Here is a 1,510-nt window from a genome sequence, read left to right on the forward strand (position 1 = left end):
CAGACTGGAGAACATGATGTTTTCATGATGCAGATCGCCATGTAGCCCACGCAGTTCCGAGGCATTGCTCATCATTTGATCGGCTATAATCGCCGCGTGGACGTAGTCAGTTTGACAACCTGCGTTTTGATCATCGCGCGCCCGCTGAAACAAAGCTGCAAAGCGATCCCGGATCGGGAGAAGGGCAGAAGGCAGGGGTTCCTCAGATGCGGCATACAGCTTCGCCATTAGTTCCGCTGCAATTTCGGTCGCCTGGTAGTCGCCGTGCTCGGCAACGATGTGAGAGAGCATTCGCTCCCCGGCATATTCGAGCAACATCAGATTGTTCTCACGACCGAGCAACCGGACTGCTCCCCTCCCATTGCGCCATACCAGATAGTCGGCCCCGCGCAGTTCATCAGCAATGTCTTCTATAGGTTTCAATCCCTTGACGATTGCAGGAGTCCCGTCTGGCAATGAAACTTTCCAAACGAGGCTGGAAAAGGTGTCCGCAATGAGAACAGGTTGCGAAACGTGCCAATGAGCAGGAAAAACAGGCGGCATGAACATCAACCCCAAGTCAGAGGGTCCAATCGCAGATAGAAGGCAAGGCGTTCGCGGTCGGGGGCTTCGATCCCCAATACATTGAATAGGACAGCGAAGGCGCGCTCTGCTTCATCTGGCGCTGCCCAGTTCTCTTCGGCGTTAGCAATCATGAGTGCCAAATCGGCATAGCGATCTGCTGTTCCGAGCCGCCCAAGGTCGATCAGACCCGTGCATTGAAGAGTTTTAGGGTCCACCATGAAGTTCGGCATGCAGGGATCACCATGGCAAACAACCATATCGGTGCGCTCTTGGTCGAGCCGCACCGGTAGCTCTCGTTCGACACGAGCCAAAAGATCGAGCTGCGGCGTACTCTTGTCCTCGTCCGGTAAGAAGTCGGGATTGACGGCATTGCGGGACACCACATCAACGGCGCGTCCGAACATTCGCGACAGCCTGCGCTCAAACGGACATTGATCAACCGATAGGCTGTGAACAGCGCCAAGTTGCTGCCCCATTGACGGCCACGCTTTGAGCAAATCCGCTCCAGACAGATCAGCCGCCGGTACTCCCGGAATTGCCGTTATCACCAAGCATGCACCCTCCTGTTCCTCCTGCCAGTTGATCACCTCGGGGCAAGCCACACCTCGACCTTTGAGCCAAATGAGGCGGTCACGCTCTCCAGCGAGCTCACCGCGGCGGGAAGCAGGTGCGATTTTCGCGAAGGCATGCCCGTCACCACGTCGAAAAACAAAATCACCAGATTCTCCGCCTCTGACAGGCAACCAGTCAGAATGCGATTCACCAAAAAAAATATTAGTTCGATTCAATGGAGGTTCCTTCAGTTTTCTGATGAAGCGCGGAGGTGGCTCAACCTGCGAAAAGAAACGAGTTGCTACGTAAGTCCGAGAACATGCTTTCCATGGTCTCTGAGCTCGCCTTTGGGTCATAAATATCGGTAGAGAGTGACGCGCTAGATGGCGAGTTC

General features: G+C 54.8%; 2 protein-coding genes. Both read right to left on the reverse strand.

The features are described 5' to 3' along the window. On the reverse strand, positions 1–549 hold a 549-nt coding region (locus tag ACWGO0_RS37380), incomplete at its 3' end, for an aminoglycoside phosphotransferase family protein (RefSeq protein WP_453544883.1). After that, on the reverse strand, positions 549–1,352 hold the full coding sequence (gene aph(3'')-Ib, locus ACWGO0_RS37385) for an aminoglycoside O-phosphotransferase APH(3'')-Ib (protein ID WP_001082319.1): 804 nt from the start codon (positions 1,350–1,352) through the stop codon (positions 549–551). The genes ACWGO0_RS37380 and aph(3'')-Ib, both read right to left, overlap by 1 nt. Positions 1,353–1,510: the final 158 nt, after the last annotated feature.

It is taken from the genome of Streptomyces sp. NPDC055749 (assembly GCF_053617235.1).